Origin of the sequence: Salinivibrio sp. SS2 (assembly GCF_001722075.1) — a bacterium.
Classification (GTDB): Bacteria; Pseudomonadota; Gammaproteobacteria; order Enterobacterales; family Vibrionaceae; genus Salinivibrio; species Salinivibrio proteolyticus.
Genome location: NZ_MEBP01000074.1, coordinates 25,743 through 51,625, shown reverse-complemented (window position 1 = coordinate 51,625; position 25,883 = coordinate 25,743). Strand labels below are relative to the sequence as shown.

The 25,883-nt window shown below is 50.5% G+C and carries 23 protein-coding genes and 1 tRNA gene; 9 read left to right on the top strand and 15 right to left on the bottom strand.

The features are described from left to right. Positions 1–54: 54 nt before the first annotated feature. The 6 genes from BGK46_RS08200 to BGK46_RS08175 form a co-directional block, all read right to left on the bottom strand. The gene (locus tag BGK46_RS08200) at positions 55–465 is read right to left on the bottom strand and encodes a hypothetical protein (protein WP_069588366.1); all 411 of its coding nucleotides are present in this window, start codon (positions 463–465) and stop codon (positions 55–57) included. Between the two features lie 112 nt (positions 466–577). Further along, the gene (locus BGK46_RS08195) at positions 578–1,708 is read right to left on the bottom strand and encodes a DUF3800 domain-containing protein (protein ID WP_069588364.1); all 1,131 of its coding nucleotides are present in this window, start codon (positions 1,706–1,708) and stop codon (positions 578–580) included. Positions 1,709–1,742: 34 nt separating this feature from the next. After that, positions 1,743–2,963 (bottom strand): hypothetical protein, encoded by a 1,221-nt coding sequence (locus tag BGK46_RS08190; protein WP_069588362.1) that lies wholly within the window; start codon positions 2,961–2,963, stop codon positions 1,743–1,745. Positions 2,964–3,040: 77 nt separating this feature from the next. Continuing rightward, positions 3,041–3,466 carry a GNAT family N-acetyltransferase gene (locus BGK46_RS08185; protein WP_069588360.1) on the bottom strand — a complete coding sequence of 142 codons (426 nt, stop codon included), beginning with the start codon at positions 3,464–3,466 and terminating at the stop codon, positions 3,041–3,043. 536 nt (positions 3,467–4,002) lie between these two features. Next, positions 4,003–4,093 (bottom strand) — tRNA-Ser (locus tag BGK46_RS08180). A gap of 179 nt (positions 4,094–4,272) precedes the next feature. Continuing rightward, a complete protein-coding gene (locus BGK46_RS08175) occupies positions 4,273–5,481 on the bottom strand; it encodes a NupC/NupG family nucleoside CNT transporter (protein WP_069588359.1) in 1,209 nt (402 codons plus the stop codon). Between the two features lie 443 nt (positions 5,482–5,924). Here BGK46_RS08175 and BGK46_RS08170 point away from each other — a divergent pair, with 443 nt between their 5' ends. The 3 genes from BGK46_RS08170 (at position 5,925) to BGK46_RS08160 (ending at position 8,594) form a co-directional block, all read left to right on the top strand. Continuing rightward, positions 5,925–7,196 (top strand): NRAMP family divalent metal transporter, encoded by a 1,272-nt coding sequence (locus BGK46_RS08170; RefSeq protein ID WP_069588357.1) that lies wholly within the window; start codon positions 5,925–5,927, stop codon positions 7,194–7,196. Positions 7,197–7,403: 207 nt separating this feature from the next. Beyond that, a complete protein-coding gene (locus BGK46_RS08165; RefSeq protein ID WP_069588355.1) occupies positions 7,404–8,072 on the top strand; it encodes a Bax inhibitor-1/YccA family protein in 669 nt (222 codons plus the stop codon). A 192-nt stretch (positions 8,073–8,264) separates the two neighbouring features. Next, on the top strand, positions 8,265–8,594 hold the full coding sequence (locus tag BGK46_RS08160) for a TusE/DsrC/DsvC family sulfur relay protein (protein WP_069588353.1): 330 nt from the start codon (positions 8,265–8,267) through the stop codon (positions 8,592–8,594). 29 nt (positions 8,595–8,623) lie between these two features. On the opposite strand, the gene yccX is transcribed toward BGK46_RS08160, so the two are convergent. Beyond that, the gene (gene yccX, locus BGK46_RS08155; protein ID WP_069588352.1) at positions 8,624–8,896 is read right to left on the bottom strand and encodes an acylphosphatase; all 273 of its coding nucleotides are present in this window, start codon (positions 8,894–8,896) and stop codon (positions 8,624–8,626) included. An 80-nt stretch (positions 8,897–8,976) separates the two neighbouring features. Here yccX and BGK46_RS08150 point away from each other — a divergent pair, with 80 nt between their 5' ends. From BGK46_RS08150 to BGK46_RS08140, 3 genes are all read left to right on the top strand, one after another. Then, positions 8,977–10,353 carry a methyl-accepting chemotaxis protein gene (locus tag BGK46_RS08150; protein WP_069588350.1) on the top strand — a complete coding sequence of 459 codons (1,377 nt, stop codon included), beginning with the start codon at positions 8,977–8,979 and terminating at the stop codon, positions 10,351–10,353. 188 nt (positions 10,354–10,541) lie between these two features. Then, positions 10,542–11,729, top strand: a complete 1,188-nt coding sequence (locus tag BGK46_RS08145) for a class I SAM-dependent methyltransferase (protein ID WP_069588349.1) — start codon at positions 10,542–10,544, stop codon at positions 11,727–11,729. Between the two features lie 112 nt (positions 11,730–11,841). Further along, positions 11,842–12,801 (top strand): sensor domain-containing diguanylate cyclase, encoded by a 960-nt coding sequence (locus BGK46_RS08140; protein WP_069588347.1) that lies wholly within the window; start codon positions 11,842–11,844, stop codon positions 12,799–12,801. Positions 12,802–12,866: 65 nt separating this feature from the next. On the opposite strand, the gene BGK46_RS08135 is transcribed toward BGK46_RS08140, so the two are convergent. From BGK46_RS08135 to BGK46_RS08115, 5 genes are all read right to left on the bottom strand, one after another. Beyond that, complete coding sequence (locus BGK46_RS08135; protein ID WP_256388321.1) at positions 12,867–14,774, bottom strand: propionyl-CoA synthetase; 1,908 nt, start codon at positions 14,772–14,774, stop codon at positions 12,867–12,869. A 46-nt stretch (positions 14,775–14,820) separates the two neighbouring features. Next, positions 14,821–16,272 (bottom strand): bifunctional 2-methylcitrate dehydratase/aconitate hydratase, encoded by a 1,452-nt coding sequence (locus BGK46_RS08130; RefSeq protein ID WP_069588344.1) that lies wholly within the window; start codon positions 16,270–16,272, stop codon positions 14,821–14,823. Positions 16,273–16,315: 43 nt separating this feature from the next. After that, on the bottom strand, positions 16,316–17,467 hold the full coding sequence (gene prpC, locus BGK46_RS08125; RefSeq protein ID WP_069588342.1) for a bifunctional 2-methylcitrate synthase/citrate synthase: 1,152 nt from the start codon (positions 17,465–17,467) through the stop codon (positions 16,316–16,318). A 114-nt stretch (positions 17,468–17,581) separates the two neighbouring features. Next, positions 17,582–18,451 (bottom strand): methylisocitrate lyase, encoded by an 870-nt coding sequence (gene prpB / locus BGK46_RS08120; RefSeq protein WP_069588340.1) that lies wholly within the window; start codon positions 18,449–18,451, stop codon positions 17,582–17,584. Positions 18,452–18,521: 70 nt separating this feature from the next. Then, positions 18,522–19,235, bottom strand: coding sequence for a GntR family transcriptional regulator (locus tag BGK46_RS08115; protein WP_069588338.1), 714 nt, complete (start codon positions 19,233–19,235; stop codon positions 18,522–18,524). Positions 19,236–19,464: 229 nt separating this feature from the next. Between BGK46_RS08115 and BGK46_RS08110 the strand changes: the two genes are divergently transcribed. Further along, positions 19,465–20,076, top strand: coding sequence for a YitT family protein (locus tag BGK46_RS08110; protein ID WP_069588336.1), 612 nt, complete (start codon positions 19,465–19,467; stop codon positions 20,074–20,076). 198 nt (positions 20,077–20,274) lie between these two features. Then, on the top strand, positions 20,275–21,147 hold the full coding sequence (locus tag BGK46_RS08105) for a ferric iron reductase (protein WP_069588334.1): 873 nt from the start codon (positions 20,275–20,277) through the stop codon (positions 21,145–21,147). Here BGK46_RS08105 and BGK46_RS08100 read toward each other — a convergent pair. Beyond that, positions 21,144–22,253 carry an endonuclease/exonuclease/phosphatase family protein gene (locus BGK46_RS08100; RefSeq protein WP_069588332.1) on the bottom strand — a complete coding sequence of 370 codons (1,110 nt, stop codon included), beginning with the start codon at positions 22,251–22,253 and terminating at the stop codon, positions 21,144–21,146. The two genes, BGK46_RS08105 and BGK46_RS08100, sit on opposite strands and share 4 nt — an antisense overlap. A gap of 29 nt (positions 22,254–22,282) precedes the next feature. Further along, on the bottom strand, positions 22,283–22,768 hold the full coding sequence (locus BGK46_RS08095; RefSeq protein WP_069588330.1) for a hypothetical protein: 486 nt from the start codon (positions 22,766–22,768) through the stop codon (positions 22,283–22,285). A gap of 317 nt (positions 22,769–23,085) precedes the next feature. Between BGK46_RS08095 and BGK46_RS08090 the strand changes: the two genes are divergently transcribed. Continuing rightward, positions 23,086–23,541, top strand: a complete 456-nt coding sequence (locus BGK46_RS08090; protein WP_069588328.1) for a methylglyoxal synthase — start codon at positions 23,086–23,088, stop codon at positions 23,539–23,541. 64 nt (positions 23,542–23,605) lie between these two features. Here BGK46_RS08090 and helD read toward each other — a convergent pair whose 3' ends face one another. Next, entirely contained in the window at positions 23,606–25,687 is a 2,082-nt protein-coding gene (gene helD / locus BGK46_RS08085) for a DNA helicase IV (protein ID WP_084781356.1), read from the bottom strand. Positions 25,688–25,883 lie beyond the last annotated feature (196 nt).

Genomic DNA, 25,883 nt, shown 5'->3' with positions numbered 1-25,883 from the left:
ATTGGCTCCTTCTGAGACCGGTTTTGAGCGTTTTATGTGTTTATGAGATCGCCGCTAGAGTGATAAGTTCAATGATTTAGGAAACAACGCCGTTTTTAGTTCTTCTTTGAATTCTAAAGAGTCAGCAGAACCTTTCGCCAATAAATTGTTCCACAGAGCTAAAAACGACATCTCTCCTGGCGAACTTCCTGGGTGTTCGAAAAGATCTGCCGTTGCTACGTGAGAATCAATAAGATCTAAGGCAATTTTTTGAGCCGTTTGTCGTGCTTGATACTTTCCAGATTGGATTAAAAATATTAGCGTAATTCCTGCAACTACTGGCGCTGATACGCCGCCAACAAAGCTACCAAAGGCTCCCCAATCAACTTGATTTTCAGAAAATTTTTGAATGTGAAAATACATATAAAACGCAATGGACGCTAAAGGGGATGCGATTATTAATACAATATACCAAATAGTTCTCATAACTCTCCTTGTACATATAACGCTAAGAACAGTTGCAAAGTATTTGGCACTACATTTTGGGAACCAAAATTCGTGACATATATTTTGTCAATTGCTTCGCTTTGTTAAGGCGCTAATCTCGAATCACGTGCTGTTGCCTGCGATTCTCATCTATCTCAAGTATTTCTTTTCCCTTAGCCAACTGTTCTTCTGATGGTTCTGGCAGTTCTGAAAACCATTTTTCCCAACGTTTTGAGATAGCATTAATAGATACCTCGTCAAACATTCCTTTGTGCAATTGTTTTTTAATCAGTGGATACAATTGAGGAGCAAGCTCTTTACCCTCTATATGACGCTTAAATATCCATATGTATATATCAACTAGCTCCAAACCTACGCTTTCCGTACCCGGAGTGCATTCGATAGGAACTGTTGGCATGTTCCTGTAATCTACAACGGGAAGTCCGGGCCCCAATGCCATTGGTTCATCGAACTTAGATGCATTTTGATAGTGCTCTGTAATTATCTCTTGGGCTTTGTTAAATTGTGATTGTCTATCAACAATTACTTTCTTAGATTTGGATTTCGATTTTTCGAGCCGCCGAGCAATTCCGTGTAATACAGATTGAAACCCGATTAAGTTAGGTGATATTTGTAATCGATCTTTTTTAGATGCTGCATTATAAGAAATTTTACTTGGGTTCTTAATAACCCATTTCAACGCATCGGAAATAAGCGTTTTTGACCGTTCATCCGGCAACCAATGAACCTTATCTAGCACTCTATTACACACATTAATCAGATGTTCATTTGCCAACTCATCTTTGATGGTAATTCGCGCTGTCCAAGCTTCTTTTGCCATTTCTTCGTCAAATAAATATGCGATATTCAATAACAATACATACCGCATTGGTGTCCAATAACCGGTCCAAGTTATAGCAGGATTTACACCTTGATCAAACACCTGATCAAAAAAAGCAATAATTGCATGATCTGCTTTTGCTACACGATAAAAATCAAACTTGGTGTCATATTTTTTCTGTATTTTCTCAAGATCTTTTACTATCTCAACTAAACGCCCATTACCTAATTCAGCTGCATGTAAACGCTCCACATTAAGCTTTGCTCTTAGCTTTTTGACAACATCCAAAGCCAATACATCTACATTCAGTTTTGAACTCAATACTCCGTAATACAAAAACGGTTGATTCTCATCAAATAGCTCCAAGCCCGTTTGACCACTTTCATCTACATAAAAGTACATATATGTTCCTTTGTACACTTTGCGCCTTAACGCCTCAAACACCGGCGCAGTTTTCTGCGCCCGAGTGCTTTGACTCGTTAAATTTTTCCAGTTTAGTAAGATCGTCGAAGAATATTTTTGGTGTCCACCCTTTCGTCAACCCTGACAATACAAACTCATCCAGCATATCAAGACCAAAATCAGCCGCAGGTTCTAATAGTTTCGCAGCTCCCGCACCACCAACTGCGCCTGCGGGTCCTGCTACAAGCAGGCCAACACCTACCCCAACGGCAGACATGGCCACATTCTTTGTAAATCTTCCCATTTTCGTTTGAAAAAAGCCCTTGGAGTTAGCAATTGCATCAACATACTCCTTAGTTATTTCAAGGCTATCTTCACTATTGGTACATTCTGCAAGCCATGACCGGAATTTCTTTGATGAGCTTTTATTTCTGAGCTTCAATACCTTATCAAACGGTTTTGAATCGTCTGGAAACATTTGATTAAGATCAGGTATATTCTCCAGTTTTGAAAGCTCATTGAAGTTTTCTTGGAGGTTGGCAGCTTCGTGTATCTTTCTATTTGAGTCATTAAATATTTGGTAAAACTCAAAGTTTGAGTAGGAGGACATGTTGCTATCAATCAGGTGGGTATATTGCAGTATTTCTTCTGCACACTCACACAGCATTTTTCTTCCGTCTAAATCTAGTTCTCTATATGTAGATTTTTCAGGAGATAGGCCATAAACCTCAAGTTTGCCACTATCATAAGCAGACTTTGATAAAGCTACAGCCTTGCTAGAAAGGTTCTTCTCTGGCATTGAATAGACATCTATAATCTTTCTAATCAAGTTCTTTTTGTCAGAGGTTCTAGGCGGTTTACTCATCCAATTGAATCCAAGTCTAATAGACTCTTCTGGGTCTGAATGAGCAGGACTGTTATAATGGCCATGAGTTAAAGGGTCTATTCCATCAATATCATCTACCATATGGCCAAGCATCTGATCCCATAGAATAAACTTAAGTGCATTTTGATCTAGAAGAGCCTCAACACCTTTTACACCAAAATGATTTAGTAAAATAACTAGTGGGATGTTCTCTCCATGAACTTTGAAAGACAGAGTATCAAAGAGCAGGAAGCTCTCGAATAGAGACGCATCTATAACTCGTCTTTGAGCAATAAATTCATATGGAGAAGGGGCCGGGACCGCTGGACTCTTAACTAAAAACTTTCTTGAAAAGTCGTTAAGTTCAGAGTTGTATATCGTCGAATTCATATTCCCTCGAAATATAACGCCCGCAACAGCGGGTAATTTGTAGCGCTAGCGGAGAATTGCTCCGCTGCTTGCGATTGTTAAGGTTTGACCGTTTCGAGAACCAAATATCTGCCCTCTTCATTCACACCTTCACCGACTGTATTCCAACCCCTAGCCTCATAAAATGCTAAGGCTTTTGTGTTTTCTGCAATACACTTGAGGCGAGCTGGTCTTCCCAACTGCTTTAAACAAGTCGTCAAAAGCTCCGATCCGCACCCCCAACCAATCCAGCTGGGGCGCACGAACAAATTATGAATAAAATTTTCTGGCTCATAGATCGAAACGAATCCAATAAGCGAGCCTTCCCGCTCTGCAACCCAGATCGCCTCATCTTCTGTGTCCCTGTCAAAGTCTGACAATCGGACTGAGTTGGGGTCCAGCCACCCGAAAGCATTACGCCTGGACTCGAAGTAGATATTCCTTAGTGCTTCTCTGTCAGTTTCAACAAAACGTCGAACATCCACATCACTCTCCGGAGAACCTTAACATTGTATTAGTGCGCATGCGCGATTTCCCAAAATCGTTATACGCGGCTTTTCTTATCTAACCCACTGTTATGAATAACATTTTGAGCCTGTAGGATCTGTCTCTTTTCCGAGAAAGTGTGCATGCCGCCTGTCACGGTTGAGGCGTTCACATTATCCCCAAGCAGAAAAATACAGCCCATTGATTTAATTGAATTTGTGTCTCTTTACTCGGTGATAATGTGAATGTGTTTCGAATAATCGTGCACACGATCTGGCTTCCCTCGCCGATAAGCTGTGTAAATATACAGCTTGGCAGTTTATTGGAGTGCGCTTCTGCTCCCACGCTACCGCCCACTGGTTGGCGGCGTCCAAAAGGCCATGTATGGGCGAGAATTTTAGGGGGCTTAGATTATCAAACGCTGGGTAATGTGTTTAGACAAAGGCGTCTAAAATGTTGACGTGGTCAGGGTTTGGGGGATTGTAGGGGGATAAACGCAAAAAAGCCGCTGAAAAATCAGCGGCTTTTCGGTATGTGGCGGAGAGATAGGGATTTGAACCCTAGAAGGGCTATTAACCCTTGCCGGTTTTCAAGACCGGTGCTTTCAACCACTCAGCCATCTCTCCGGAACGCGGCGTATATTATTGGGTTCGCTGTGGCTTGTAAACCCTTTATTTTCCGCTTTTGGTCTGTTCGCTCAAGCCGTGATCAGGTTGGCGATATTGCTAGCAAAAGGCGATTAGCTTGCCGCCAATCGCCCTACTTTACTGAGACACTTTAACCGAGTCTCGTTACCGCGCAGTACTTATAGAGCGATAAAAATACCCGCCAGAGCCGCACTCATTAGGTTGGCAAAGGTGGCGGCAATCACTGCGCGCACGCCTAAGCTTGCCACATCTTTGCGACGCTCCGGCACCATCGCACCGATAGAGCCGAGCTGAATGGCAATCGAGCCGATATTCGCAAAGCCACACAAGGCAAAGGTCACAATGACTTGGCTTTGCACCGACAAGTTCGCTTTGATATCAGCAAACGATAAGAAGGCAACAAACTCGTTAAGCGCAATTTTCTGGCCAAGTAAGTTACCCACGGTGAAGATCTCGTGCACCGGTACACCGGTGAGTAGTGCCAGCGGTGAGAACAGGTAGCCAAACAGCATTTCTAGGCTTAGACCGTCAATGTCGACCAACTCACCTAAACTACTCAGCCCAGCGTTTAGCATCGCAATCACGCTGATAAAGGCCACCAGCATGGTGCCCACAGCCACCGCGACTTTCATGCCGTTCATCGCGCCGCTGGCGAGGGCGTCAATCGCATTGGCTTGGTCGCTGTCACTGATCTCTACATGGTTTTGTTCTGCGGGCGTCTGTGTTTCCGGCACAATGATTTTTGCCATCAAAAGTCCGCCGGGGGCAGCCATAAAGCTCGCGGCAATCAGGTATTTCAAATCGACACCCATCGCCGCATATCCGCCTAACACACTACCGGCGACCGAGGCCATGCCTCCCACCATCACAGCGAAGAGTTCAGAGCGTGTCATTTGGCTAAGAAAAGGGCGAACTACCAAAGGAGATTCGCCCTGAGAAAGAAAGATGTTGCTGGTTGCCACCAGAGACTCTGCTCGGCTGGTGCCGAGTAATCGCTGTATGCCACCGCCGAGAAGTTTAATAACCCACTGCATAATGCCGAGATGATAAAGGAGGGATATCAGCGCACTGATAAAAATGATTAGCGGCAGAACTTTAACAGCGAAAATAAACCCATCGTTGGCGAGAGGGCCAAACACAAACTCAATGCCTTCGTTGGCAAATGAAAGCAGCTTCGCCGCGCCATTGCTCATAGAGCCCAGCATGGCTTGTCCTACTGGAATGTAAAGCACCAGTGCGGCAAAACCCGCTTGTAGGCCAAATGCCCCAAGCACTGTACGCCAGTTGATCGCTTTACGGTTAGAGGAGAACGCATAGGCGCACAAAAACAGAGCGACGATGCCGGCCGCACTATAGAGAAGTTGCATAAATAGAATACCTTGCCGTGTTGTGTTGCACTTGCGGTACAGATGAGTACGACACGCTGCCAAGGCGGCAAGAGGTTCCATCATGCGTTTCATCGTACCGCGGGTTCGGTGAAGGTGGGCCCAACCTTGGACACTTTTTCTTCAGCCGCGAATCGCGACACAGCCACTCTTTGCCTTTGGGCTGGCGAAGAGCGCATGTTGGGCGGGCATTCTATTGTGATTTGAATCGCATTTCCAGCTAAATTTGGCTTTTGATCACATTTTATTCTCAGCCGCTCACTGAGCGCTACGACGATGGTCGGATAGGCTGCGAGACGGGTTTTTGGCAAGATTGATTGACACAGATCGCTCATATGTTATTGATAACCTGCTATTGACAATAAAATTAATCAAATAGCGATAAAAACAAACACAACAACGCAATTATTATAAAGGAAACAATCATGCAAACCGTCTCTCCTCATGAGGCCGGGTCGCGTCTCTCTGTGATCCAACGTGTTCGCGCCTTGGGGCCGGGCATTATGATGGCCGCTGCTGCCGTGGGTGGCTCTCATCTGGTTGCCTCAACCAAAGCCGGTGCCATTTATGGTTGGCAATTGGCCGCATTAATCCTGCTGGTAAATCTCTTTAAATACCCTTTTTTCCGCGCAGGCGTGCAATACACAGCAGGAACCGGCGAAACCTTAGTAGAGGGCTATGCCCGCCTCGGCCGCGGGTATCTGTGGCTTTTTATCGTGCTCAGCGCGGTATCCGGCGTGATCAATACAGCCGCACTGACTTTATTTAGCGCCAGTCTGCTGAGCTATTTTGTGCCGTTTGATCTTTCCCTGACCGCCCTTTCTATCATTATCGTAATGACTTGTTTGGTCATTCTAATTGCTGGCCATTACAAGGCGTTGGATTGGCTATCTAAAGTGATCATGGCGACGCTTACCTGTGCCACCTTGGTCGCGGTGACTGTAGCAATCGGCAACCCTGTCGCGGTTGAACCTAATTTTCAGGCTCCGTCCATTTGGTCAGTCACGGCGATTGGCTTTATCGTGGTCACCATGGGTTGGATGCCCGCCCCGATTGAAATTTCTAGCATCACCTCGGTGTGGCTAAAGCGTAAAGCGCAATCTGAGCCCATTAATGCTAAAGCGGCGCTGTTTGATTTTAACGTCGGCTATATCGGTACCGCTGCATTGGCGATTGTGTTTCTATCACTCGGTGCCCTGCTGTTGCATGGCAGTGGCGTTGAATTAAAGCAATCTGGTATTGGCTTTTCGCATCAATTGGTTGGCCTGTATGCCGCCACGATTGGTGAATGGTCCCGCTATTTGATTGCGGTGGTCGCCTTTTTCTGTATCTTCGGCAGCACCATTACCGTAATTGACGGGTATGCGCGGGTCGTGTCTGAATCGCAGCGCTTATTGCGTCGCCAGCCACAAGCCTCGCCACAGGTGACTCAAGGCTGGATGTTAATCACGGCCGTGTTAGCGCTCGGTATTGTCGCGTTTTGGACCGGTGCATTGCTAACCATGCTCGATTTCGCCATGATTGCTGCATTCGTGACCACGCCGTTCTTTGCATTACTCAACTATATTTTGGTGACCAAACACCGGTTACCGCCTGAAGTGACCATGAGTAAGTCGATGCGCGCACTGGCGATCGTGGGTCTGATGTATTTATTCGGCTTTTTAGCGGTATTTATCTGGTGGAAGTGGTTGATGTAACAAAGTTTACCTTGTTCACGCTTGAAGGGCTGGGTTAACATCCTTTTACAACTTCACCATCGGCGTTGAGCACGGATAAGGTATTATTTGCTTTATAAAAGCCAGTCATGGTTTAGGTTAAGGACGTGGGTAGCTTGAAAAAGTGAACGACTGCCCACATAACTGTCGTATTAAGAAATGGATTGTTAACCCAACCGGGAGAACGTTATGAACGATCGTATCGTTTCGCACAGCCAGTCACAGCAGAGTGCGTTATCTACTAACAAAGTGCTACGTAACACGTATGCACTGCTATCGATGACACTGATCACCAGTGCTATCGCGGCCTTTATCGCTATCGCTGTCGGCATCGGCCCAATGATGTCGCTAGGTATGACCCTAGGTGCGTTGGCGATCGTGTTTTTTGTGCTACCTCGCACCATGAACTCCTCCGCGGGTATCGTGTGGACCTTCGTGTTTACCGGCCTTCTGGGCGCCTCGTTAGGCCCAACACTGACCTATTACCTGAGCCTGTCGAGTGGCCCAGGGATTGTGATGCAGGCGCTTGCTACCACAGGTATGGTATTCCTTGGCCTGTCGGCTTACGCCATCACATCGAAGAAAGACTTCTCTTTCATGGGCGGTTTCTTGGTCGCCGGTGTGATCGCGCTATTGGTCGCCATGGTTGCGAACATCTTCCTACAGATCCCAGCGCTGAGCTTAGCGATCAGCACCATTGCGGTACTGATTTTCTCAGCCTTTATTCTGTATGACACCAGCAACATCATTAACGGCGGCGAGACCAACTACATCCGCGCCACCGTGTCGCTGTATTTGAATATCTTCAACATCTTCGTTCACCTGCTGAGCATTCTTGGCATCATGAACGACGACTAAGTGCCACACAAAAATTGTGTATGCACCACCAAAGCCGGCTATTGCCGGCTTTTTTTATAGCAGCACGCACAAGCGTGATGAAGAAACCTGTCCGCAATAAACGTCAGTTGCACTCATTCCAGTCGCTCGCTATGCTTTGCAGCCTTATCAACGGCGAGAACATCCGCTGGGATGACGAACAAAGGCAAGACTATGTTGGTGTATGAAGGTGAAACCGTTGCAACGGATGCGCAAGGGTATTTAAAAAACGTAGACGATTGGCACGAAGCGCTGGTTCCCTTGTTGGCTGAGCAAGAAGGCATTGCACTGACCGAGGCCCACTGGGAAGTGATCCACTTTGTCCGCCATTTTTACCAAGAATACAACACCTCACCGGCGGTGCGTTTATTGGTAAAATCGATGGAAAAAGAATACGGTCCGGAGAAAGGTAACAGCAAATACCTGTTTAAGCTCTTTCCGAAAGGCCCGGCCAAACAAGCGACCAAATTGGCAGGCCTCCCCAAACCTGCCAAATGTTTGTAACTAGGCCCCATTAAAGACTGTCCTATGACCTACTGAATGGCAAACCCATCCACGGAACGCCATTCAGTATCTTCGTGTTTAACCTGATTCACGCTCGCGGTGGGCGGCCCTTGATCTAACCATGCAATAAGGGCATCAACCGACTCTTCGCGGCCACATGCCAACACCTCAACACGTCCATCTGGCAAGTTCTTCGCGTACCCAGTCAAAGACAGTTTTAATGCCTCGTGCGCGGTGTGATAACGAAAGCCAACGCCCTGAACGTGACCTGTGACATAGGCCTTGACGCATTTTTGAGACATCGGTCACCTCCACTGTATTTCCATTGCATAATGACATCTGTATAACGCTACATGAGACAGTCGTTTGACAGGATTACGTCATGAAAGAAGTAGCGTTTCGATGGATTGATAAATACCTCATCCACCTTCGGCTCCAAGAAAAATTTTACCTTATCTTTTTCCTTCCCCTCCTCGCAATGATAGTGATAGCGCTGACACTCGATGCAGCATCAGATACGCGAGTGGCAACCAACATGCAGGCGGAAGGCCAAGCCATTCAGGCCCTAGTGGCGAAATACGATTTGCCAGCGCAAGAAGTACGCACGGTACTACAAAACCAGCAAAGCGGGTTTACGCTCACGCCGTCGGGACAGCTTGACTATCAACCAGATGGCACCTTGTTCACCTACCTTGGCACACTCGATTGGAGCTTGCTGCTTGGCATGGTAGTGGTGATTGCGCTGTTGACCTATTACATCATGACCTTTATCGGCGGCGCGATGTACACCATGAACCAAGCTCTCTTAAAGCTAGCAGATGGGGAACTCAGCTACCGAATGAACTTCTTCCCAGTAAGGGATGAGTTCAGCCAGATCGCGATTACCATCGACAAAGTGCTTGAGCGTGAGCAAAACATGGTAAAAGCCATTCAGCAAAGCGCAGAGATGATGGATAGCTTGTCATCGAGCCTGCAGCAGCGCAGCGACGAAAGTGAATCACTGGGTGAAAGCCAACGTCAGTATCTTGATTCACTCGCCAGTGCCACCGAGGAAATGGCGGGATCGATTCGTGAAGTGGCGAGCCACGCCACCGATACGTCTACTCAGACCCAAGAGGCTACCGAAGCGGCTCAGCAAGGGCGCCAACAAGTTCAGCAAACCATGACGGCGATTAACGCGCTGGCCAGTGAGATTGCTCAAGCCGCTGATAAGGTGACCGAACTGAATCAAAATGCTGAGCAAATTGGCAGCGTGGTGACCACCATCAACGCCATCAGCGAGCAGACCAACTTATTGGCCCTGAATGCGGCGATCGAGGCTGCCCGTGCGGGCGAGCAAGGGCGTGGCTTTGCGGTAGTCGCCGATGAGGTGCGCACCTTGGCAAGCCGCACTCAAGAGTCCACGGTCGATATTCAAACCATGATTGAGTCGCTGCAAACGCATACCACTGAGTTGCGTCGCGTTATGGAGGGTACCGTCGAAAATGCGTCTGCCAGCGAAGCTGCGGTGCAAGAGATTGATGCCGAGATCAGCCAAATCGCCGCTCGTAGCAGCACGATTTCTGATCGCAGTACCGAAATTGCAGCCGCCGCCGAGCAACAAGGCAACGTGGCGAGTACGATTTCACAAGATGTCGAACAGGTGCGCAGCCAGTCCACGCAAGTCGCACAAATGCTGCGAGATTCTGCGACCGAAGTCAGCGAGCTTGGCACGCAAGCCCAGCAATTGAAAACCTTGGTGGCAGGACTTCGTACCTAACTCCCTTGGTGTACCGTCCGTATGCTTCCTATCACGCGCCCACCTCTGGGCGCGTTTTTATTGCAATGACACCAGCCTTGCTCGACAATACCCGCCCTTTTTTGCTTTATCCGCAAGTCACGTCATGATGCAGGTGCCTTACTCAGCATTTTGACGTGTTTTGCACCATCAAATTGTTAGGAACGCCCATGACTGCCACTGTGTATCTCGCCAAAGGCCGCGATAAATCCATCAAACGCCGCCATCCTTGGATTTTCTCGCGCGGCATTGCCCGCATCGAAGGAAAACCTGCTTTGGGTGACACGGTCACTGTTTGTGATCATCAAGGTGAATTTTTAGGGCTAGGCGCCTATTCACCGCAATCGCAAATTCGAGTTCGCATGTGGTGTTTTGAAAAAACCCCCATCGACAGTGACTTTTTCCTTGCCCGTATTCGTGCGGCAAAGCCGCTGCGCACCATGCTCGCTCAGCGTGATGGGCTCACTGGTTATCGCCTATTAGCCGCTGAGTCTGACGGCGTCCCCGGTATCACCGTCGACAAGTACGATAACTACTTGGTGTGTCAATTGCTTAGCGCCGGCGCGGATGCTCAGCGTGATAACCTCGTTAATGCCCTGCGTACCGAGTTTCCAGAGTGCCATATCTACGAGCGTTCCGATGTGGCGATTCGCAAAAAAGAAGGCCTTAAACCGCGCACCGGCGTTTTACACGGTGAGGAACCGCCTGCGTCCGTCATCATCGAAGAAAACGGCGTGGCGATTGAAGTCGATATTGCCAATGGCCACAAAACCGGTTTTTATCTCGACCAACGGGATAGCCGCGAACAAGCGGTGAAATACATGGATGACAAACGGGTCTTAAACTGCTTTTGTTACACCGGCGGTTTTGGCTTGTATGCGCAAAAAGGCAATGCTAAGCAGGTCACTAATGTGGATGTGTCACAGCCCGCGCTCGACAAAGCGAAAGCCAATGCGGCGCGAAACGGCTTTGATCTCACCCGTGCTGAGTTTGTGAATGCCGATGTGTTCAAGCTGCTGCGCACTTATCGCGAACAAGGCGAGCGCTTTGATGTGATTGTGATGGATCCGCCCAAATTTGCAGAGTCCAAATCCCAACTGACCGGCGCATGTCGCGGCTACAAAGATATTAATATGCTCGCTATGCAGCTTCTTAATCCGGGCGGTGTGCTGCTCAGCTATTCGTGCTCGGGCTTAATGGATGCGGGCCTGTTCCAAAAGATACTGGCAGACGCGGCATTAGATGCCGGTAAAAATGTGCAGTTTATTGAGCGCTTTGCACAAGCGGCGGACCATCCCACTCACAGTGCATATCCGGAAGGTTTTTACCTCAAAGGCTTTGCGTGTTTGGTGCAATAACACACGGTCTTTAACTGGTGTGCGGACGGGCGCAAAGCGCGTCCGCACTTCTGGACACAATTGTCTGATGAATCTACGTTTAAGTAAGTAGCGACCCGACAGGAGTGTTCAGATGCTAAGCCCCATTAAGCCCAACGACGAAGCTCAACGCCTCAAAAAATTACAAGACACTGGCGTGCTTGATACCGAAGACGAAGAGCGCTTTGATCGCATCACTCGCTTAGCCAAACGCCTTTTCGATGTCCCCATCGCCCTCGTCAGCCTCATTGACGATGATCGCCAGTGGTTTAAATCCTGCTTTGGCCTTAACGTGCGCCAAACGCCACGCGATATCTCTTTTTGTGGTCATGCTATTTTGGGCGATCAACCCTTTGTGGTGAGAGACGCCAGCCTCGATCCACGCTTCGCTGATAATCCCCTCGTTGCGGGCGAGCCACATATTCGCTTTTATGCTGGATACCCGCTCTCGCTCGGCGACGGGAGCAACATGGGCACCTTGTGTGTGATTGATGATAAGCCGCGCCGTTTTAGCGATGAAGATCTGCGCTTTTTGAAGGATTTGGCCCTACTCGCCGAGAGTGAGCTCTCCTCAGCGCAAACCGCATATACCGATGATCTCACGGGAATATCTAATCGACGCGGCTTTATGCAGCTAGCCAGTCGCGCCGTACAGCACTGTCAGCGCATGAATTCGCCGTATTCACTCGCATTCATCGATTTGAATGATTTTAAAATCATCAATGATACTTATGGTCATTCTGAAGGGGATATCGTCCTTCGTCATATGGCTAATCTGCTGCGCGCCAACATGCGCGAATCCGATGTGTTTGCGCGGTTTGGTGGCGATGAGTTTGTGGTGTTTCTCTCCGGTGCTGGGCGTGAAGCCGCCGAGCAAGCACTCGACCGTTTTGCCGGTGTGGTGGAGCGGTTTAATCAAATCAATCGCCACACCTACCCTATCTCATTCAGTTATGGCGTGGCGACCAGTTCCATGTCGACGCCGCGCAGCTTGGATGATCTACTGGATGAAGCTGACACCAAGATGTACCAGCAAAAAAATGCCAAGGTGTAAGCTAAAAAGCGGGGTGTCCTACCCCGCTTTGCGTTAATACCCGTGCGAATGCCTGCCTATTCCTATTAGGAAGAAGACAGCGCCGCTGCAATGGTCTCCAAACTGCTCGGATCGTCAATCGTCGAGGGGACTTGGTAAGATTCGCCATCCGCCATCTGACGAATAATACGACGCAAGATTTTACCTGAGCGTGTTTTAGGTAACTTCTCAACGATAACCGCATGTTTAAAGCAAGCGATCGCGCCAATTTGATCCCGCACTCGCTGCACCAACTCCCGTTCTATCTCGCCACTCACGGAGACAAAACCATCTTTCAGTACCACCAAGCCAAGCGGCAATTGGCCTTTGAGCTCATCGTGCATGCCCACCACCGCACATTCGGCAACCGCTTCATGGCTGCCTAACACCTCTTCCATTTCGCCGGTCGATAAGCGGTGGCCCGCAACGTTAATCACATCATCAATCCGTCCCATCACAAACACATAGCCATCTTCATCCATGTAGCCGCCATCACCCGAAACATAGTAGCCGGGGAATTGGCTAAGATAGCCAGCTTCAAAACGATCGTGGTTGCGCCACACCGTCGGCAGGCAGCTAGGCGGCAGAGGCCGCTTCACGGCAATGTATCCTTGCTGGTTTGGTGCGGCAATCTCGCCCATTTCATCGAGAATACACACCTGATAGCCAGGACTTGGCATGGTTGCCGAGCCGGGCTTGGTCGCAAAGCAGGTTAACCCCAATGGATTGCCCGCAATCGCCCAGCCAGTTTCGGTTTGCCACCAGTGATCAACCACGGGTCGCTGGGTCTTTTCTTCCACCCACTCCAATGTCGGTGGATCAAGCCGCTCGCCGGCCATAAACACCGTACGTAAAGATGTCATCGGATAGCGCGCAAGGTGCTCACCATTTGGGTCTTGCTTTTTAATCGCCCGAAAGGCGGTAGGCGCCGAGAATAAGATGCTGACGTTATGCTCATCACATACACGCCAAAACGCTCCCGCATCCGGTGTACCGACTGGCTTGCCTTCAAACATCACCGTGGTGCAGCCGTGTAGCAAAGGGGCATACACAATATACGAGTGCCCCACTACCCAGCCGACATCCGATGCGGCCCAAAACACTTCACCGGGTTTGACGTTGTAGATCGCGCTCATGCTGTACTTCATCGCCACCGCGTGGCCGCCATTGTCACGCACTACGCCTTTGGGTTTGCCCGTGGTGCCGGAGGTATAGAGGATATATAGAGGATCGGTGGCATTGACGGGCACCGGCGCTGCAGGGGTGGCTTCAGCTAATAACGACGCCCAATCAGCATCACGCGGATTGTCTAAATTGGCACGACACATCGTACGCTGATAGACCACCACATGGTCGGGTTTGTAGCGACTGTCCATGATGGCCTGATCAACCATCGGCTTATAGGCCAAGGTTTTCGCGCCCTCGATGCCGCATGAGGCGGTAAGCACCACTTTAGGTTCTGCATCTTCAATCCGTACGGCCAGCTCGTTCGGGGCAAAGCCACCAAACACCACCGAATGGATCGCACCAAGCCGTGCACACGCGAGCATCGCCACGGTGGCTTCTGGGATCATGGGCATATAAATCACCACGCGATCCCCCTTTTCAACCCCTAACTCTGCCAGCATGCCAGCAACTTTCGCCACGTAGTCACGCAACGCGGCATAAGTGTAGGTGGTTTTTTTGTCGGTAACCGGCGAGTCGTAAATAAGCGCGGTTTGTTCGCCCCGACCTTGTTCAACATGCGCATCGAGTGCCATATAAGCGGTATTCATGGTGCCATCAGCAAACCAGCGCTCAATGCCATTATCGTCTTTGCTAAGAATGGTTTGTGGAAAGGTAAACCAATCGAGCTGCTTGGCCTGTGCCTGCCAAAATTCCTCGGGGTCACGACTGGCCCAATCCGCATGGTGTTGGTAACTTGCTTCTTGCATAAGCGGCTCCTTATCGCCCACCCTTGGCAGGCGATACGTTTGCAGGCAATGGATTCATTCCGCGTGCTTAGTTAATCACAAACAGCGACATAAATTCGTGCACCGGGGTTTTCTCCAGCGCGGCCTGATCGCTACACAAGGCAACGATTTTTTCACTCTGTGCGCGCGGGAAACGGGTCGCCAAGTTGGTGCGGAATTTTTGCTCCAGTACAGGGATCCCTTCTTCGCGACGGCGGCGGTGACCAATCGGGTATTCCACGGCAACTTGTTCGGTGCTGCTGCCATCGGTAAAGAAGATTTGGATCGCATTGGCAATCGAGCGCTTGTCGGCTTCCAGGTATTCCGCGCTATAGCGTGGGTCTTCTTTGATCACCATTTTTTGCCGTAGTGCGTCAATACGCGGGTCGGCGTGATGGAAGGCGTCTTCATAGTGCTCGGCCACTAGATTGCCGTATAGCAGCGGTACTGCCACCATATATTGCAGGCAGTGGTCACGGTCAGCCGGATTAGCCAACTCCCCTTCTTTAGAAATGATGCGAATGGCCGATTCATGGGTGGTGATTTCAATACGTTCAATCTCATCCACGCGGTCTTTCACCTGTGAATGCAAGGTCACCGCCGCTTCCACCGCGGTTTGAGCATGAAACTCAGCAGGGAAAGAAATCTTAAACAGCACGTTTTCCATTACGTAGCTGGCAAAGTCTTGTTTGACACTAAAAGCGTTGCCGTTAAACAGCACATCGTAATAGCCCCACTTAGGTGCGCTGAGCACCGACGGCAAGCCCATCTCACCTTTCATGGTGATCATCGCCAACCGCACCGCGCGAGAGGTGGCATCGCCCGCCGCCCACGATTTGCGTGAACCGGCGTTTGGTGCATGGCGGTAGGTGCGCAGCGCACAGCCATCCACCCAAGCTTGTGAAACGGCATCAATGATCTGATCGCGATTACCGCCCAGCATTTTGGTGACCACAGCTGTTGATGCCACGCGCACCAATAAAACGTGATCGAGCCCGACACGGTTAAAGCTATTCTCAAGGGCCAGCACACCTTGGATCTCATGCGCTTTGATCATCGCGGTCAACACATCGCGCATGGTGAGTGGTGGTTTCCCTTCGGCCACGGCCACGCGGCTTAAATAATCGGCGGTGGCCAAAATTCCGCCCAAGTTATCAGACGGATGGCCCCACTCGGCGGCGAGCCAAGTATCGTTAAAATCGAGCCAGCGAATAATACAACCGATGTTAAATGCGGCGGTGACCGGATCAAGCTCGTGAGAGGTGCCCGGCACCCGCGCCCCATGCCGTACTGTGGTGCCCGGCACCAGTGGCCCCAGGTGTTTGGTACATTCAGGGAAACGTAGCGCCAGCAAGCCACAGCCAAGGGTATCCATCAAACAGTTGCGTGCGGTGTTGTAGGCCTCTGCCGAGGTAATCGGCGTGCTATCGACATAGTCAGCAATTTGCACCAATAAGGCATCAGGGTCAGGGCGCTGGTTCAGTTCTACGTTGTTGCTCATGGTCAATTCCTTCTGTGATTTCAATCGGGAGAATGCGCGCTGATTAAGCGCGCTGATCGATAGGTAGCCAATCTTGGTGTTCAGGGCCGTCGTAATCGGCACTTGGGCGAATAATGCGGTTATTAGCGCGCTGCTCAAACACATGCGCCGCCCAGCCCGTTACTCGGCTCATCACAAAAATCGGGGTAAACAACTTGGTCGGGATGCCCATAAAGTGATAGGCCGATGCGTGATAAAAATCGGCATTGGGGAACAAGCCTTTCTCGCGCTTCATCACTTGTTCGACCCGCTCAGACACGTCGAACAGCCAAGCGTCTGGTGCGTTTTGCGCCAGCTGTTTCGACCAATGTTTGATAAGCGCATTGCGGGGGTCGGACTCACGATAAATCGCATGGCCAAAGCCCATCACCTTGTCTTTATTAGCGAGCATTTGCATTAACCCTGCTTCGGCTTCGTCAGGTGTGCGCCATTGTTCTAGCATCGCCATCGCCGCTTCATTGGCACCGCCATGCAATGGGCCGCGCAAGCTGCCGATGGCCGCGGTAATGCAAGAGTGCAAATCAGACAAAGTGGACGCGCACACACGGGCGGTAAAGGTCGAGGCATTGAACTCATGCTCGGCATACAGCACCAGCGAGCAATGCATCACGGATTCATGCAGTGGCGACGGGGTTTCATCAGTGAGCATTTTGAGGAAGTAACCGCCAATGCTTTTCACCTCCGGCTGATAGGTATCGACTCGTACACCATCATGCGAATAGCGATACCAATAGCAGATAATGGCCGGCAACATCGCCAACAGCGTATCGGTTTTATCCGCTTGCTCACTAAAGTCGGTTTCTTGATCCAAGTTACCCAGCATCGAGCAACCAGTACGCATCACATCCATGGGGTGCGCATTGGCAGGAATTCGCTCCAGCACGGCTTTTAAGGCGTCAGGTAACCCCCGCTTGCCGACCAAGGTTTCTGTGTAGTCAGCCAGCGCTTGGCGATTGGGGAGTTGGCCTTTGAGTAGCAGGTAAGCCACTTCCTCAAATTGGGCGTGATTGGCTAAATCGGTAATGTCATAACCGCGATAGGTTAATCCAGTGCCGGTTTGCCCCACCGTACACAAAGCAGTGGTGCCGGCACTTTGGCCGCGAAGGCCCGCGCCGGAGAGTGATTTATCTTTGGGTGCGACGGCGACATTTGTCATGATTGGCTCCTTTCCTTTGATGCCATCAGATTCAACCGCTGCATGAATCCGTGAACGTGGCGATAATTCCAGTGGTGTAACCGACGTTTTCACACCGAGGGTGTGCGTCTGTGATCACTCTTTTCCAAATAGGCGATCCAATTGCTGTTCGTAGGTGTGATAGCCCAAGAAGTCATAGAGGGCATCACGGGTTTGCATGGTGTCGACCACGTTTTTCTGGTGGCCATCATCCAGCAGGTGTTGATACACATTGAGGGCCGCTTGGTTCATGGCACGAAACGCAGAGAGCGGATACAGCACCATGCTGACCCCGACGCCCGCCAGCTCTTGGCTGGTAAACAGCGGGGTTTGACCAAACTCGGTGATATTCGCCAGTACCGGCACCTTTACTTGCTCAACAAAGGCTTGGTACTGCTCGAGCGTTTGCATGGCTTCGGGGAAAATCATGTCCGCTCCCGCTTCTACGTACGCTCTGGCGCGGGCGACGGCACTGTCCATGCCTTCCACCGCCAAGGCATCAGTGCGCGCCATGATCACAAACTCAGGATCAGTCCGCGCATCGACCGCGGCTTTGATACGGTCGACCATTTCAGCTTGGCTGACAATTTCTTTGTTAGGGCGATGACCGCAGCGCTTCTGCGCCACTTGATCTTCCATATGCACCGCGCCAGCGCCAGCGCGTTCCATTTCACGAATAGTGCGAGCAATATTGAGTGCACCGCCAAAGCCGGTATCAATATCCACCAGCAAGGGTACGTCTGTCGCTGCGGTGATCCGGCGGACATCTTCCAACACATCGTTGAGCGTCGTGATCCCCAAATCCGGTAAGCCGTAAGAGGCGTTAGCAATCCCGCCTCCGGATAGATAAATGGCTTGATGCCCCACCCGCTCTGCCATCATGGCGCAATAAGGGTTAATTGTGCCGACGACCTGCAGCGGAATATTGTTGCGTACCGCTTGGCGAAAACGTGCACCTGCACTCATAGCATTCTCCTTGTGAACTGATGGCTTAGCGGGTTTAACCGCCGGCATTTTGTAGCCAATAGCGTGTTAGTTAATCGGTAATTTGCTGTTCAATCAGTTGGCGACTGCGCTGAATATGACGACGCATCAGCATTTCCGCCAGCTCGGCATCGCGCTCGCGAATTGCCGCTAAAATTTGCATGTGCTCTTGCAGCGCTTGCTTAGGGCGAGAATGCGCCCGCGGCGATTGAAACCGGTACATCCGCAGCAAGTGGTATAACTCACCACACAATAGGTTGATCAGCTTCTGGTTATGGCTGGCTTTGATGATGCAATAGTGAAAATCAAAATCGCCTTGTTGGTGAAAGTAGGCCGCCCCTTCCACCCGTTCGATATAGGCATGGTGGGTGTCGAGCACCGCACTGAGCTGCTCAATTTCCGCATTGGTGATGTGCGCGCAGGCCAATCTTGCGGCCATGCCTTCTAACGCTTCTCGCACCGCGTAAATCTCCGCCAATTGTCGATGGGTGAGTGTCACTACTCTCGCGCCCACATGAGGGACGCGCTCGACCAACCCTAGGGCTTCGACCCGCATCATGGCCTCGCGCAGTGGGCCTCGGCTGACGCCAAATGCGGTAGCCAACCCCGCTTCCGATACCTTGGTACCCGCTGGATAGGTGCCGGTGACAATCGCCTCGATAAGCTGCTCGGTCAGGCTGGCTGACTTGGTGGGCTCACGTGAATCAGCTGGCAACGATTGCGCGTGCTGCGCGAGAAATTGGTCATTTGTCGACAATAAAGACATAAATACCGCCCAAGAACTTCAATAAAGCCAGAATAGAATAAGATTGTAGACAATGTAGATTAGACTTTGGTCTGTAGCGGCGCCTTTTTATCGTGATCAAAACCACAACGTAAATGATAATGTACGCATTGGATTGTTATTCACTTGTTATCAAACGGGCGTTTGACTCGACCTATTGCGAGAGCGGCGTATGGTAGTGCGGTCGTTTTAATAGGGATAGAACGCAAATATGGATAGAAATCACTCCAAGCGTGAAAACGCACTCGCGCTGCTTATCGGCAGTGGTTTGGTGTCACTCGGCATCTTCTTTTTCAACCAAGTAGGGTTATTGACCGGCGGCACCGCTGGATTAGCGCTGTTTTTACAGCGAGTCACTGACTTCAGTTTTGGTGAGCTTTTCTTCGTGATCAACCTGCCTTTTTATTGGCTCGCCTACACCCAAATGGGGAAACGCTTTACCTTAAGTACCTTGGTTGCGGTCAGCATCGTCTCATTTTGCGCCGATCATTTAACCGCAGTGCTCACCATCAACACCATTCATCCTGTTTATGCCGCGTTATTTGGCGGCGGGCTAATCGGCATGGGCATGCTAGTGATGTTCCGCCATCAGTGTAGTTTGGGTGGATTTAACACCTTAGCGCTGTTTTTGCAGCAACGGTTTGGCATCCGTGCCGGAAAAGTGCAAATGGCGCTGGATTGCTCGATTGTGATCTTATCGCTGCTGGTGGTCGAGCCTTGGCTAATTGGCTTATCGGTCGCTGCCGCAATCACGACCAATCTTGTCCTTGCCATGAACCATAAACCCGGACGCTACCAAGTTCAGCCACCCCAAGCCGCATAGCGGGCGTGACTGACACGGAAAATACAGATAAATATAGATAGAGGCGGCCTTCCGCCTCTTTTTTTAATCACTTCCTCTGCGACACCTTTTCCCCAATCGTTACGATAGCGCCTCGACATCTAAATACGAATCACTCTTACAATTGATTGCTGCACATGCTAAATTCCGCCTTTTAGGCGCCAATCATAAGGAGTGTTGATGAACGCGGCCGATCCTAGCTTTGACGCACCACAACTGCCTGCCGCGGTTGCACTGTCCCCTTTTCCCACTGCTTTAGGCTTGTCAGTGATCCCTGATGATGTGCAAGGCGTGTCGCTTCGGGAACAACTCACCACACCACAAGGTCTCGCACAATGTTTTGCCGCGGTAAACTCGACCTATGGCGATGCCGATAGCCGCGCTCAAGGCACGCTTTTTATCGGTGCCTATGCCTATGAGTTTTTGCTTCCGGTGCTGGCTAGCTGGCTTCAGGCTGGACAGCTCCCCTCGCTGGACTTAGATAACTGGCACGTTAAATACCAACCTACCCGTGTTACTAAACCGAATGGCAAGGAGCTGGTGTATTACAAGCCACATTTTTATCTCAATGCCTTGATTGGCTGGAAACAACCCGCGGCAGAAGAGTGGCTAACTATTTTGCACGGCGCGTTATTACGCCACTTTTCACCTATCGTCGATGCGGTCGCGGAACAAAGCGGTATGCGTGAGGGGCCACTTTGGAAAGTGGTTGCCGATTCAATCTGTATTGCCTTTTTGATGGTGGGGAAACATCGTGATTGCGAGCAAGCCGCGCGTGACGCGGCGCTGTCGATCGTCCATCAACGCGGCACCCCCCTTTATAGCAAGCGCAGTGGTTTTCACGATGTCACCGTCTACGATCCGAACGACACGCAAACCGTATTACAAACCCACAGCTTCCGTTTGCGCGGCGGCTGCTGCCGGATCTTTACCGTGGATGAACACAGTTATTGTTCAACCTGCTGTTTTTTAAAGCCTGACGAACAAGCTAAGCGCCTCGCAGAAGTTGCGTGTCAGCGTGAAGGCGTGGCGCTGGATACGCAGCCTCGCTAACTCAGCGCCACATCGACCCAAACAAGACGATGATCGGAGTGAGCATGCTCTTGGCCGTTTTTATCACAAATCAGTGGGTAGTCGGCATCATCAGGGGCAGGCCAAAATACGCCGGAGGCTATCACCGCGAGCTCACGCGAAGGTAGGACATAATCGAGACGCAACCCTCCGTTATGGGTAGCAATTGCCCGTCCTTTCCCTTCGATAAAGCGAAACGCGTGAGACTGAGCCGCGTCACTTTTTGGCACCTGCGTGCCGACAGCAACCTCGGGATGCACTCGCGGATGGTGAAGCAAGGCGCCAATGGCTTGCTTATCCCCATCACCGTAGCTCGGGTCTGCATTTAAATCGCCAATTACCACAAACGGTGTCTTGGGAGAAAGTCCGCCGTGAGCACCCTTGTCGTCCACCAGCCAATCCGCGTTATCCAAAAGGCCAATCAGTTGGTGAATTTCATCACTGTTGCGCCGCCAGTTACGCTTTTCTGGCCCATCAAACACGGGCGGTGTGGGATGACACGCCACCACCTGTATTCGATCATCACCAACCAAAACCGGCACTGAAACCAAGTTTTTCGAGGCGAGGCGCAGCGCCTGCTGTGCTTGTTCAGTGTAATAGTCCGTAGGGAGTTGATGGTGAGGTAATTGATGCCACGCAAAGTGCTGCCAAGTGCGAATCGCATCATCTTCGATGGGGTAACGCGATAAAATCACATAGCCAAATTGACCATGATAGTCGCCAAAGCCATGACACTGCTGAGCATTCGTTAAGTGTTGATGCTCACTGACTGGCACCGTGAGTTTTAACCCTGTGTTGGTGGCGGGCAAGTAGCGATACGGATAATCAATCGGCATGTCACCGTGTTGCGATTCAGCCAAATGCCGCTCACAAAATGCGGCGAGCGCCCCATCATCACCGCCATCACCTGGATGATCAAACTCGCAAAGCACCACCACATCGGGACGCACACGTTGTAAGGTCGCGGCGAGGTTTTTAATTTGCCGGCTGGGGGTGGGCGCTAACATCTTTGCTTTGATCTCGCCGGCCTGACGTCCCGCTAGAGACAGGTTGAATTGTGCTAACCTAAGGGTTGAAGGTGCTGTCATAACATCCCAACAATGCGCTACATGATGGGCTATTTTAACAAGCTATCGAGGGCACGACGAATTTGTCGCGCATCTTCTTCAGCACGATGCGGTGCTGGCCCCAACGCCTCCATTTCGCGGCTAAAGTCACGCCGATCGAGATCACTGTGCTTTTTTAGCCACTGATTCACCTCCATTAGGGTGAATGAAGGGCGCATGTAGCAGGCTTTGTAAAGCCGTCCCATCCAAAACAGATCCCATTGACTGTCGCACAAAACATGATCAAAAGGCGCGAGGGTCTGGTTGAGATGCTGGCATACATCGAGCACACTGATACCTTCGCTAAAAAGGCGTTCACGCGAGATCCCATGTATTCGGGTTTCGGCTTCTTTGTCCCAGTGATTCCAGTGGCCACTGGCGGTGGAAGGGTCAATCAAAAAACTGTTGCTGTCGCCACTTGGCAACACGTATCCCACTTCGATGGGATAAGACGATAACGACAAACCGGATGCTTCAAAATCCAGTGTCACCCACATACGCGTACTCCTTGCTCATAAACTCTCCTGCATGACTAGGCACTTCCTTTGCCTTGTTAGTTAACTGTAGCCTTTTTGTTGCCACTTCGATGGGTTGTCGCGCTACTTTTGCGTGCTTGGTTAACTTGTGACTGAAAACCCTGACGTTTTTCATTGAATGCGTCAGTTTTTTCTTATTATGTGACACTCTAAACAGTGCTATGCCAAGGTTTTGTCAGCGGTACGCTATATTTCACTACCGGATTGAATTAGGCTTCGATAACACCCTGCTAAACGCAGTTTGACGTTAAACCGCCATGTTTTAAATAGGAAGCAGCATGAAACAAACGTCTCGCACCATGTCCGCGCGCAAACACGTTGCATTAGTGGCGCACGATCACTACAAAGACGCCTTGAGTGAGTGGGTTAAAGAGCACCAAGATGTGCTCAGTCAGCATGAGCTTTATGCGACCGGCACCACGGGGCATATTCTTGCGCGCGAAACTGGATTAACGATCACACCATTGATTAGTGGCCCTATGGGCGGTGATCAGCAACTGGGTGCCATGATTTCTGAACAAAAAATCGATGCGATGATTTTCTTTTGGGATCCGCTCAATGCCGTCCCGCATGATCCAGATGTCAAAGCGCTACTGCGTGTCAGCACCGTATGGAATATTCCCGTTGCCACCAATCGCGCCACCGCACGGTTCTTGATTACCTCACCACTGTTTGGCCAAGAAGTGGATCTTCAAATTCCTGATTATCAAGCTTATTTAGACGAGCGCTTGTAATCTTTTACCCCGCACTGTCCGTCGATGACTAATGTCGCCTATGACTAACAGTGCGGGGACTTTCTCACAGACACCCTTTCAGTTCCTCCACAAACGGTGAGGCATAGCCTTTTTGGTGCACCAGCCACACTTGTTTTTGTGCCCGCGTCAGGGCGACATAAAACAATCGCCGTTCTTCTGCGTGTTCAATTGGCTCTTCATTTTTCCCTAATAAAGCCTCATCGAGTGAGAGCGAGCGAGGCTTGGCCGGGAAGACCCCATCATCCATGCCGAGGATGAACACGTAGTGGGCTTCTTGCCCCTTGCTGGCGTGTGCGGTGGTATAGCGAAGCGCCAATGAAGGATACGCATTCTGCCAGCTTTCTAGCGCGTCAGGACGAATAGCATGCGTGCGACCTAGCAGCATCACACTCACAGCGTGCTCTGCGTTAGCATACTTTTTGGCAAGGCTTGCCAAGGTTTTATCTAACTTGTCGTCCGTGATCGCCTTGATCGCTTTAGGCGCTTTCGCTGGTGCCTTGTCACGCGCATAATCCAACTGTTTGCTGAGCTGCTTGGGGTTTTGCTCAATGAACTGCTGCGCCACCTTCCCCAAGGTAGACGGATAGCGATAACAGGTGGTCAGCCAGCAAATTTCGCTGTCACCGAAACGCTGCGCAAACTCTGTGGTTAAGCTGACATCGGCACCAGCAAAGCGATAAATAGCTTGCCAATCATCTCCCACCGCATATAACGAGGCGCGTGGTGATTGGGTTTCACCGTCCGCTTTGCCATGACACAGAGCCTCGAGCATCGCCAACCGTGCCGGCGAAATATCTTGGTATTCATCGACCATGACAAACTGGATGGGCGTGACGAATTTTCGCTGCTGAAACAACTTGGTTGCTTGGGTAATCAAGCCGTCAAAGTCTACCGCGTTCTCCGCTTTTAGCGCCTGTTTGTAGGCTTGGTACAATGGCCAAATCACGGCCAGTTCATTTTTTAAGGCGGCCTGCTCCTCAAAGCTTGCCAGCTTATCGTTCAGCGCACGCTTGGTGGTATTGGCTTGGATCACTCGTGAAAGGCGCGACCAAACCCAAGTGTGCAACCGGCTATCATAGGCACACGCAGTCAGTTCAGCGTTATCATCAAGCGGCAGTGTTTGTTGCTGATGCAGTTTGTCCCATGCTTTACGGGGAGTGGGCTGTTGCCACTGTTCGGCGAGTGTTTGAGTCAGCCAGGCCGCTTTGGCCGTCTCATCACTGGCGAGTGGAGAAATCATCGGCGCCTGCCCTTGGTGCTCGACAAGTTGCTGGCGGGCAAAGCCATGAAAGGTAGTGACATTCACTTCATGGCCGGTTTTGGTTTTTATCCGCGTTTTCAGTTCTTCAGCAGCATCACGACCAAAGGCCAGCAGCAATAGCTGCTCTGGTTTGGCTTGACCACTTTCAATTAAATACGCGGCGCGTGCCACTAATACGCTAGTTTTTCCACTACCGGGCCCCGCCACCACCAAGGTATGAGATTCATCGGTGAGCACGGCGGCGCGCTGCCCGTCATTCAATGGCGATGATTCGATGCGATCAAACCAAGCTTGCCACTGATTGAGCATCATCGCTTGCCATTGCTGATTGCGCGTCTTGAGCCACTGTTTATCCCCCCGTAAAACGGGTGCCAGTGTCGTTGCCATCACTTCATCTAAGCTAGCCAAGAATGAGGCTGGGATCCCCTCGCCTTCTAGCTTGTCGACTAGGATTTGTTGCGTCGCGCGCAATTGCGATAAGCGAACATAAGCGGGTGCATTCACCAGTGCATCATACTCTGCCAGCAAACTGGGCCGGATCATCGCCAGCCGTTTTTGATAACGGGCAATATAGGCTTGATAACTGCGATAAATGGTTTGCCCTGCCTGCTGGGCACGGTGCCAAGGCAAGCCAAAGACCTCAAAAGGTAGCGGATTGCCCTCGTCAGTATAACCGGTGAGCGAAATCGTTCCCCACAGCAACCCGCGCGACACCGTGAGCTGCCCATCCCATGCCGAAAAAGGAATGTATTGACGATGGTGGCGAGATTCGAGCAGTAAGCCGTCATCTTCGAGCTGCAAGCTGTAATGGTCGCCATAAACAAGCCATTGTGCCCAGCGGTTTGCGGAGAGTTTCATACTCATGAGTCAGTGCGTAAAAACGCGCTTTCCAGCCTTGATAAGATGACAGGCATGCTACTGCGCAACTCTCGATAAATCAATTCACTAGCAATATGGCTTCCCGCCGCATCACCTATAGCACGCTATGGATTTGACTTGTCGCAAGCTATTTCTAAAAAGCGCACGAAAACGCGCGGATGACGCTTAGTTTTTCAGTATC

Coding starts and splice junctions, on each gene's coding strand:
- BGK46_RS08110 (WP_069588336.1), top strand. CDS start 19,465: ATGGATAGAAATCACTCCAAGCGTGAAAACGCACTCGCGCTGCTTATC.
- BGK46_RS08170 (WP_069588357.1), top strand. CDS start 5,925: ATGCAAACCGTCTCTCCTCATGAGGCCGGGTCGCGTCTCTCTGTGATC.
- BGK46_RS08195 (WP_069588364.1), bottom strand. CDS start 1,708: ATGTACTTTTATGTAGATGAAAGTGGTCAAACGGGCTTGGAGCTATTT.
- BGK46_RS08190 (WP_069588362.1), bottom strand. CDS start 2,963: ATGAATTCGACGATATACAACTCTGAACTTAACGACTTTTCAAGAAAG.
- helD (WP_084781356.1), bottom strand. CDS start 25,687: ATGAGTATGAAACTCTCCGCAAACCGCTGGGCACAATGGCTTGTTTAT.
- BGK46_RS08175 (WP_069588359.1), bottom strand. CDS start 5,481: ATGCAACTTCTCTATAGTGCGGCCGGCATCGTCGCTCTGTTTTTGTGC.
- BGK46_RS08100 (WP_069588332.1), bottom strand. CDS start 22,253: ATGACAGCACCTTCAACCCTTAGGTTAGCACAATTCAACCTGTCTCTA.
- BGK46_RS08165 (WP_069588355.1), top strand. CDS start 7,404: ATGAACGATCGTATCGTTTCGCACAGCCAGTCACAGCAGAGTGCGTTA.
- BGK46_RS08160 (WP_069588353.1), top strand. CDS start 8,265: ATGTTGGTGTATGAAGGTGAAACCGTTGCAACGGATGCGCAAGGGTAT.
- prpB (WP_069588340.1), bottom strand. CDS start 18,451: ATGAGTGCAGGTGCACGTTTTCGCCAAGCGGTACGCAACAATATTCCG.
- BGK46_RS08130 (WP_069588344.1), bottom strand. CDS start 16,272: ATGAGCAACAACGTAGAACTGAACCAGCGCCCTGACCCTGATGCCTTA.
- BGK46_RS08090 (WP_069588328.1), top strand. CDS start 23,086: ATGAAACAAACGTCTCGCACCATGTCCGCGCGCAAACACGTTGCATTA.
- BGK46_RS08105 (WP_069588334.1), top strand. CDS start 20,275: ATGAACGCGGCCGATCCTAGCTTTGACGCACCACAACTGCCTGCCGCG.
- BGK46_RS08095 (WP_069588330.1), bottom strand. CDS start 22,768: ATGTGGGTGACACTGGATTTTGAAGCATCCGGTTTGTCGTTATCGTCT.
- BGK46_RS08150 (WP_069588350.1), top strand. CDS start 8,977: ATGAAAGAAGTAGCGTTTCGATGGATTGATAAATACCTCATCCACCTT.
- BGK46_RS08145 (WP_069588349.1), top strand. CDS start 10,542: ATGACTGCCACTGTGTATCTCGCCAAAGGCCGCGATAAATCCATCAAA.
- BGK46_RS08115 (WP_069588338.1), bottom strand. CDS start 19,235: ATGTCTTTATTGTCGACAAATGACCAATTTCTCGCGCAGCACGCGCAA.
- BGK46_RS08140 (WP_069588347.1), top strand. CDS start 11,842: ATGCTAAGCCCCATTAAGCCCAACGACGAAGCTCAACGCCTCAAAAAA.
- yccX (WP_069588352.1), bottom strand. CDS start 8,896: ATGTCTCAAAAATGCGTCAAGGCCTATGTCACAGGTCACGTTCAGGGC.
- BGK46_RS08200 (WP_069588366.1), bottom strand. CDS start 465: ATGAGAACTATTTGGTATATTGTATTAATAATCGCATCCCCTTTAGCG.
- prpC (WP_069588342.1), bottom strand. CDS start 17,467: ATGACAAATGTCGCCGTCGCACCCAAAGATAAATCACTCTCCGGCGCG.